Raw genomic sequence first — 8138 nt, forward strand, 5'->3', positions numbered from 1 at the left:
GGTGGGCTGGCGGACCGGGGCGGCCGCGGGTGGTTCGGGCCGTGCCGGCGCGAAGGGGTGCTGGCTCGTGCCGCCACGCTGCAGCGCCGCCGAGCGGTGCTGCGCCGAGTTGCGCGGCGCCGGGACCCGAAAGTCCGGCAGCCCAAGCTCTTCGGTGATCGCGTCGAGTTCGGCGCCCATTTCGATCGCGTCGGCGTACCGGTCGGCGGGGTCGCGCGCGGTCGCGCGCTCCACGAACTCGTCGAACTGCGGGGGCACACCGTCGATCTGGGCGCTGGGCGGCGGCACGTCGGTGTCCAGTCGCTGGTAGGCGATCGACAGCGGCGAGTCGCCGGTGAACGGTGTTCGGCCGGTGAGCAACTCGTAGGTGAGGATCCCGGTGGAGTACACGTCGCCGCGGGGACTGGCGTCGCCGTGGCGCACCTGCTCGGGTGAGAGGTAGGCCGCGGTCCCCAAAATGACGCTGGTGGAGGTGATTCCAGCGGCCGCAACGGCGCGGACCAAGCCGAAATCGGCGATCTTCACGTCGCCGTCGTCGGAGATCAGCACGTTCTCCGGCTTGACGTCGCGATGGACCAGACCGGCCCGGTGCGCCGCCGCGAGGCCACCCAGCACCGGGCGCAGCACCGCGGCCGCGGCATAGGGCGGCATCGGCCCGCGCTCGGCCAGCAGCTCGCGCAGCGTCCCGCCCTCGATCAGCTCCATCACCAGGAAGGGGTGGCGGGCGTCCAAACCCTGGTCGTAGACCGCGACCAGGCCCGGGTCCTTGAGCCTGGCGACCGCGCGGGCCTCGCGCTGAAACCGGGTCAAGAACTGGTCGTCGCCCGCGTAGCGGGAATCCATCACCTTCACCGCCACCGGCCGGTCGAGCCGGGTGTCCAGACCGCGGTACACCGTCGACGTTCCGCCGCTGGCGATCCTGGACTGCACCAGGTATCGGCCATCCAGCAACGCGCCCTCCAAGGGGTCTCCCGTCGCGGTGTCGATCCGGCGGCGATGCGGGCCGGGGCGTCCCGGGGCAGCGCCGGGCGGTTCAGCTTCGGCCACGGGGCCATCGTAGGTGCGGCCCCCGATTGGCCGGAAAACGCCGGTTCGATCCGCGTGGCAAGGCCTACACTGGCGCCGTGAGCAGCATTCCTGCCGGCGACGACGTTTTGGATCCCGACGAGCCAACCTACGACCTGCCGCGGGTGGCCGAATTGCTCAGGATTTCGGTCAGCAAGGTCCAGCAGCAACTCCGCGAGGGTCACCTGGTCGCGGTGAAGCGGGACGGCGGCGTGGTGGTGCCGCAGGTGTTCTTCACCAAGTCCGGTGAGGTGGTCAAGAGCCTGCCAGGACTGTTGACGATCCTGCACGACGGCGGCTACCACGAAACCGAGATCGTGCGGTGGCTGTTCACCCCCGACCCGTCGTTGACCATCACCCACGACGGCAGCCGGGATGCCATCAGCAACGCCCGCCCCGTCGACGCGCTACACGCGCACCAGGCCCGCGAAGTGGTGCGCCGGGCGCAGGCCATGGCTTACTGAGCGGTGACTTCGTCTTCGCGGGCCTGATCGGACCGGTTGTCGGTCCGATGGTCGGGGGCACGGTAGAGGGTGTACCAGGCGACCAGCGCGCAGGCGGTGGCCAGCGAGACGTGCAGCCATGAGTACATCCCGTGCGAGCCGTCGGGTTTGAAGATCACCATCACCCACGTGGACAGGCCGGCGATGATCGCGATCGCCCGTCGTGACTGCGCGAGCGGGGCCGCCACCGCCAGCGGCCAGGAGTAATACCACGGCAACGCCGCGGGGACGAACAGCACCACGACCAGCATCGAGACCGCGATGCCGGTCAGCGCGGCCCGGTCGTCGCGCCGGAACCGCCACCACAACAGCGGCAGCGACACCGCGATGGTCGCGATGCCGACGAGCCGGGTGATCCGCAGCAGCGGGTAGAAGTGCACCGCGAAAACCCCGCTGAACACGGCGTGGATGAGGTTGGCGGCCGCGGTCGGCACCGTGAGCCAGTTGATGATCTTCACCGACCCGGCCAGCGCCGTCAGCCATCCCAGGCCCACGTGTGCCACGGCCGACAGGATCCCGAACACGACGGCGAAGATCAGCAGCGACATCGCCGTGGCCGCCACGAACGCCCAGGCCGGCCGGTACCCGCGGCGGTCACGCAGATGCCGCGTCCACACCCAGACCATGAACGGCAGGGCGATGCCGGCGGTCGCCTTGACCGCGATCGCCACGGTGATCAACGAAGTGCCCAGGACGTGGCGGCCGGCGAAACTCAGCGCGATGCCGGCGGCCATCAGCCCCACCATGAGCATCTCGTTGTGCACCCCGCCCATCAGATGGATGAGCACCAGCGGGTTGAGAACGCAGACCCACAACGCCGTCGGGCCGTCGGTGCCGAGGTGGCGGGTCAATCGTGGGGTGGCCCAGATCAGCAGCGCCAGTCCCGGAAGCATGCACAGCCGTAGCAGCGCCGTCCCGGCCACCACGTTGTTGCCGACGGCCATGGTGACGAACTTCGCCACCAAGATGAACGCCGGGCCATAGGGGGCGGTGGTGATCGTCCAGATGGGACTGACGTTGTCCAGCAGGCTGTTCGGGTTGGCGACCGGGCCGACCGCATAGGGATCGAGGCCGTCGCGTAGCAGCGCGCCCTGGGCCAGGTAGGAATACGTGTCCCGGCTGAAGACGGGCACCGACAGCAGCAACGGCGCCAGCCAGAAGCCGGTGGTGGCCTTCATCGTGAACTCGGTCATCTCGCCGGCCAGTACGCGCCGGCCCAGCCCCAGCCAGGCGATCAGCATGAGGCCGACACCCGTCCACAAGACCACGGACGACAGCACCAGGCCATGGCCGAATCGCAGCCACGACATGTGGATCGACTCCAAGAGCGGGTCGTGTTGCCGGATGCTGCCCGCCCCCAGGCCGCCCACGGTGATCAGTAACGAACCGAGCATGCCGAGCTTCGCCGGCGCGGACTGCTCGCCGGTGGCGAACGCGCGCAGGCGCGAAAACCGCCCGCCGCCAGCCGGTTCCGTTCCCGGGATGTCGGACGGCGGGATGTGCGTCGGGGTCGTCATCGGCTCAGGCGGACCGGTCGGTGGCCATGCGGGCCAACTCGGAAAGCCCCGTCTTGGCCGCCGGGTCGATGGGCGCGGCCGCCAACACGTCCAGCGCCCGCCGGGTCAACTCGGCGATGCGCCGTTCGGCTGCGGCCAGGGCCCCCACGGACTCGATGACCGCCCGCAGCCGGTCCACCTCCGCGTCGGTCAGCTGCGCCCCGATCGAGTCGCGTAACAGCTTGGCGCCCAACGGATCTGACTTGTCCGCCAGCTCCAGCGCCTCGGCCAGCAGCACGGTGCGCTTGCCCGACCGCAGGTCGTCACCCGACGGCTTGCCGGTCACGTCCGGGTCCCCGAACACCCCCAGTACGTCGTCGCGCAGCTGGAACGCCACCCCGAGGTCCGTCCCGAACCGGCCGAACACGTCCTGCACGTCGGGTCGGTCGGCGGCGGCGGCCGCCCCCAATTGCAGCGGTCGCGACACCGTGTAACAGGCGGTCTTGTAGGTGTCGACGTTCATCGCCGACGCGATCGATTCGTCGGCGCTGGCTTCGGCCACGATGTCCAGGTATTGACCGCCCAGCACCTCGGTGCGGATTGCGGCCCACACCCGCTGGACGCGCCGCGCGGCCTCGGGGGTCAGGTCAGCGCGAAAGACGATGTCGTCGGCCCAGGACAGCGCGAGGTCACCGAGCAGGATGGCGGCCGAGATGCCGAATCGCTCCGGTGAGCCTCGCCACCGCCGGTCGCGGTGCAGCTCGGCGAACTTGACGTGAGCCGTCGGCCGGCCGCGGCGGGTGGACGAGTCGTCGATCACATCGTCGTGCACCAGCGCGCAGGCGTGCAGCAACTCCAGCGCGGAAAACAGCAGCAGCACTTCGGAAGTGGGCTCTTCGGTCGCTACGGCGCGCCAGCCCCAGTAGGCGAAGGCGGGCCGCAGCCGTTTGCCCCCATTGAGCGTGAAATCCTCGAGGGCGGCGACCAATACCTCGTAGTCGCCGCCGATGTGGGCGGTGTCGGCGCGCCGGTCGTGCAGGTACCGCCGCAGTCGATCGGTGATCGCGCCGGTCAACTCGACGGTTGCCGCTGCTGCTGGGGCTTTCGGGCTCAGCGCGGCGCCCCTTTCCCTCGACGTGGCTCCGGTGTATGGCAGGCCCGACCAGTGTATTCGGCGCAGCGCCGGAGGTCGTTGCCACACGGGGAGGGCGGGCGGCAGCGGTTGCTTCGACTGCCTTACTATTCCGCCGCAAGGGGGGCGGCACCCCCACGCCTATGCTGGCGGGGGTGTCGGGGCCGCCCGCTGTTGCGGCCGGGAGACGCCCCAAACATTCGTCGGATGGAGAGAAGGCGCGTGACACTCAACACCATTGCGCTCGAGCTGGTGCCACCCAACGCCGATGAAGGCCGGGAGCGGGCGCTCGAAGACGCGCGAAAGGTGGTGCAGTTCTCGGCGGAATACGGTCTTGTCGGCCGGCTCCGGCACGTGATGATTCCGGGCATCATCGCCGAGGACGACGACCGTCCCATTGCGATGAAACCCAAGCTGGACGTCCTGGACTTCTGGTCGATCGTCAAGCCCGAGCTGGCGGGAATGCACGGGCTGTGCACCCAGGTCACCGCCTTCTCGGACGAGCCGACGTTGCGCAAGCGGCTCACCGATCTGCGCGAGGCCGGGATGGAGGGCGTGGTCTTCGTCGGCGTGCCGCGCACCATGAACGACGGCGAGGGGTCCGGCGTCGCGCCGACCGACGCGCTGTCGATCTATCGCGAGTTGGTGCCCAACCGCGGCGTGATCCTGATCCCCACCCGTGAGGGGGAACACGGCCGGTTCAACTTCAAATGCGACCAGGGCGCCACCTACGGTATGACCCAGCTGTTGTACTCCGACGCGATCGTGGGGTTCCTGCGCGAGTTCGCCGAGAGCACCGACCACCGGCCGGAGATCCTGCTGTCGTTCGGCTTCGTCCCGCAGATGGAAAGCCGGGTCGGCCTGATCAACTGGCTGATTCAGGACCCGGGTAACGCGGCGGTGGCCGCCGAGCAGGAGTTCGTCAGGCGATTGGCCGGCAGCGAACCGCCGCAGAAGCGTCGGCTCATGGTCGACCTGTACAAAAGCGTGATCGACGGGGTCGCCGAGCTGGGCTTCCCGCTGAGCATCCACCTCGAGGCGACCTACGGGGTGTCGGCGCCCGCTTTCCAGACGTTCGCGGAGATGCTGGCGTACTGGTCACCCGCGCAGCAGGGCTAGCTGGGCGGCTGGTCGCGGGGGGCGGTCACCCGCGGCGAGCGGTCGCGGTTCATCCAGGCCAGCAGCGCGACGACGCCGGCGGCGGCAAAGGACGCGATGCCCAACCACACGCCCGCCCCGGTGAAGGAGCGGGTGTTCGGGTCGGTGTAGCGGGCCTGGGCGGTCATGGTGCTCACGACGCCGGGTTTGAGCTTCCAGGACACCACCGTGGACTCGACCCGGTCGCCGTTGGTGGAAGTCACCACGCCGGGAAAGGCGACGGTCAGCTCGACGTCGGCTTCGGAATCGGTGAGCGACGTGAGGTCGGCGCGGCCCTCGAGGATCACCAGGTTGCCGTTGCGGCGCAGCGACAGGTTGACGCCCTGCGCGTCGGAGTTCAGGTTGGCCAGCTGCGGCAGCTCGGCAAAGGTCAGATCGGAGAACACCGCCTGTGACCCCACGTAGCCGTCGCTGTCGTAGTTCGACACCGCCACCTTCTGGCTGAACGGCAGGTTGTTGCTGTCCAGCTGAGGGCCGGTGTCCTTGGGCGTCTTGGGTTTAGCGGCGGCGACGATCTCGCCGGACACCAGATCGTCGGGCGAAATGGTGAGCGACGCCCTGACCCGCAGGCACCCCGTGGCCAGCGGCACCAGCATGAGCAGCATCGCGATGGCTACCAGGCGGCGCCGCCGCGCGGTGAATCCTCGGGGCCGGGACGGGGCAGGGCTGGCGCGCACCAGGTCATCGTGCCAGATCCGGCCTGCCGCTTCGGCGGGTCTGCCCGGACGCGCCTGGCGGCCGGCGGTCACAGCGGTAGCTTGCGGCCCAGGATCGCGAAGGCCCGCGGGTCACCCGCGAAGTGATAGCGGCGGATCACGTCGGTGAACCCCAGCCGCCGGTACAGCCGCCAGGCTCGGTTGAGCTCACCGTTGGTCTCCGGCGTGGACAGCAGGACGTTCTCTTCGGCCCGGCCGGCGAGGAGCCGCCGGGCCAGCGCCTCACCCAGGCCACGGCCCTGCGCGCGCGGATGGATGTGCAGCTCGGTCAACTCGAAGTAGCTGTTCATCAGGCCGGCGATCTCCTGCGGCGGCAGGCCACCGCGTTGCAGGCCGAGGATGACCTGCTGCTGCCACCACTGGCCGGGCGCCCCCGGGTAGCCGTAGGCGACGCCGAGCAGCGGCGCGTTACTCAGCTCGGTGGCGGGCGGGAGCGGTGCGTCCGCGCCGCCGGCCGGCTCGGCCGCTTCGGTCTCCACCACACCCACGCCGCGCCAGCCGCGACGGCGGATGTGCTCGAGCCACATCGCGGCCCGCTGGTTTTCGGTGCCCCGCGGGTAGCGCATCGCGTCGACGTACACCTTGAGGGCGTCGCCGAGACGGCGCTCCATGTCGGTGGGCGGGAGATCGATGAGGAATATCGCCAACTCGCGGTGTCCTCCTCGTCCTGCGCCCGTTCGTCCGGCCCGCTTCGCCACCGCCATTATCGGCCCCGGGGGAGGCCGATTGGCGAGCGGTTGCGGCATCGAAGCGGCGAACCACCGCGGGCGGGGAAGCCGGTTGTAGCGCACGGCCGTTCCGGCTCGGATGGGCCCCCGGCCGCGGCCGGGATAGAATCGCGACCGAACCAGTGGTATGGCGCAGATTGACCTCGTATCATTTCAATTAGTTGCCCGCGCAACGGGCATCCGCGTGCTATCGATAGTTACGCGCCAGACTGTCGGCAAGGAGGGACGAATGCCACTCTCCGATCATGAGCAGCGGATGCTCGATCAGATCGAGAGCGCTCTCTACGCCGAAGATCCCAAATTCGCGTCGAGTGTCCGCGGCGGAGGGTTCCGTGCACCCACCGCGCGCCGCCGCCTGCAGGGCGCGGCGTTGTTCGTTATCGGCCTGGCAATGCTGGTCTCCGGCGTGGCCTTCAAGGCCACCATGATCGGAAACTTCCCGATTCTCAGTGTCTTCGGATTCATCGTGATGTTCGGTGGCGTGGTGTTCGCCATCACCGGTCCCCGGTTGTCCGGCCGGCCCGACCACCCCGGCTCGGCGCCCGGGTCGTTGCGCCAGCGCCGCACCAAGGGTGGCGGAGGTTCTTTCACCAGTCGCATGGAAGACCGCTTCCGGCGTCGCTTCGACGACTAACGGCATCGCCGACGCATCGGGGTAGCCATCGGCTACCCCGTTTTCATGTCCGTACCGGCCCGGTGCCGCCATCGTCGCAGCCAGATACCGACCGGCCCGCCATCGCCGAACCGTCGATGCCGTTTCGACGCCGAACCGAGCCTTAACCGAGCTTTGGGGCAGAGGCCACGTTGCACGGGCATGCGCCTCAGATGATGTCGCCGAGTGCTTCATCGCTGGCCGCGGAGAAGTTCTCTTCGTGGGTCTGCTGGTAGTCCTGCCATGCTTGCGCATCCCAGATCTCCAGGTAGTCGACCGCTCCGATCACCACGCAATCCTTGGAGAGGTTCGCGTAGCGGCGGTGATCGGCCGACAACGTGATGCGTCCCTGCGCGTCGGGATGCTGCTCGTCCGTGCCGGCGGCGAGGTTGCGCAGGAATGCACGGGCGTCGGGGTTGCTGCGCGACGCCTTGCTCGCCCGGCGCGCGAGCTGCTCGAATTCACCCCGCGGATAGACGGCGAGGCTGTGGTCTTGGCTCTTGGTGACCATCAACCCCCCTGCCAGCGCATCGCGGAACTTGGCGGGCAACGTGAGCCGCCCCTTGTCGTCGAGTTTGGGCGTGTAGGTGCCGAGAAACACCAGCTCACCTCCCCGCTCGGGGTCACCGACTCGCCATACCGCGAAATCACCCGCCCCATACTCGAATACGTCAAGCGGGTCTGCAAG

Annotated in this window: 9 protein-coding genes; 3 read left to right on the plus strand and 6 right to left on the minus strand. The window is 69.1% G+C overall.

The window, feature by feature from the left end:
• Window positions 1-987, minus strand: a 987-nt coding sequence (locus tag A9X04_RS09885; protein WP_231985693.1) for a protein kinase, incomplete at its 3' end; no start/stop codon positions are given.
• Between the two features lie 137 nt (window positions 988-1124).
• Here A9X04_RS09885 and A9X04_RS09890 point away from each other — a divergent pair.
• Window positions 1125-1529, plus strand: coding sequence for an Rv2175c family DNA-binding protein (locus A9X04_RS09890; protein WP_067919831.1), 405 nt, complete (start codon window positions 1125-1127; stop codon window positions 1527-1529).
• Here A9X04_RS09890 and A9X04_RS09895 read toward each other — a convergent pair.
• A complete protein-coding gene (locus A9X04_RS09895) occupies window positions 1523-3085 on the minus strand; it encodes an alpha-(1->6)-mannopyranosyltransferase A (protein ID WP_067919820.1) in 1563 nt (520 codons plus the stop codon). The genes A9X04_RS09890 and A9X04_RS09895 overlap by 7 nt on opposite strands.
• 4 nt (window positions 3086-3089) lie before the next feature.
• A complete protein-coding gene (idsA2, locus tag A9X04_RS09900) occupies window positions 3090-4139 on the minus strand; it encodes a bifunctional (2E,6E)-farnesyl/geranyl diphosphate synthase (protein ID WP_067919826.1) in 1050 nt (349 codons plus the stop codon).
• A gap of 279 nt (window positions 4140-4418) precedes the next feature.
• Between idsA2 and A9X04_RS09905 the strand changes: the two genes are divergently transcribed.
• Entirely contained in the window at window positions 4419-5315 is an 897-nt protein-coding gene (locus A9X04_RS09905) for a mycobacterial-type methylenetetrahydrofolate reductase (RefSeq protein ID WP_067919827.1), read from the plus strand.
• Here A9X04_RS09905 and A9X04_RS09910 read toward each other — a convergent pair.
• Both A9X04_RS09910 and A9X04_RS09915 read right to left on the minus strand, forming a co-directional pair.
• A complete protein-coding gene (locus A9X04_RS09910; RefSeq protein WP_067919833.1) occupies window positions 5312-5959 on the minus strand; it encodes a DUF3153 domain-containing protein in 648 nt (215 codons plus the stop codon). The genes A9X04_RS09905 and A9X04_RS09910 overlap by 4 nt on opposite strands.
• Before the next feature lie 140 nt (window positions 5960-6099).
• Window positions 6100-6717: an N-acetyltransferase gene (locus A9X04_RS09915; protein WP_067919828.1), complete on the minus strand. Its 618-nt coding sequence runs from the start codon at window positions 6715-6717 to the stop codon at window positions 6100-6102.
• 310 nt (window positions 6718-7027) lie between these two features.
• Here A9X04_RS09915 and A9X04_RS09920 point away from each other — a divergent pair, with 310 nt between their 5' ends.
• Window positions 7028-7432 (plus strand): DUF3040 domain-containing protein, encoded by a 405-nt coding sequence (locus A9X04_RS09920; RefSeq protein WP_067919829.1) that lies wholly within the window; start codon window positions 7028-7030, stop codon window positions 7430-7432.
• 187 nt (window positions 7433-7619) lie between these two features.
• On the opposite strand, the gene mraZ is transcribed toward A9X04_RS09920, so the two are convergent.
• On the minus strand, window positions 7620-8051 hold the full coding sequence (gene mraZ, locus A9X04_RS09925) for a division/cell wall cluster transcriptional repressor MraZ (protein WP_007170790.1): 432 nt from the start codon (window positions 8049-8051) through the stop codon (window positions 7620-7622).
• Between the last annotated feature and the right edge of the window lie 87 nt (window positions 8052-8138).

The organism is Mycobacterium sp. E3247 (assembly GCF_001667785.1).
GTDB lineage: Bacteria > Actinomycetota > Actinomycetes > Mycobacteriales > Mycobacteriaceae > Mycobacterium.

Excerpts from the sequence above, each read along its gene's own strand:
- A9X04_RS09920 (WP_067919829.1), top strand. The coding sequence starts at position 7,028 with ATGCCACTCTCCGATCATGAGCAGCGGATGCTCGATCAGATCGAGAGC.
- A9X04_RS09910 (WP_067919833.1), bottom strand. The coding sequence starts at position 5,959 with ATGCTGCTCATGCTGGTGCCGCTGGCCACGGGGTGCCTGCGGGTCAGG.
- A9X04_RS09895 (WP_067919820.1), bottom strand. The coding sequence starts at position 3,085 with ATGACGACCCCGACGCACATCCCGCCGTCCGACATCCCGGGAACGGAA.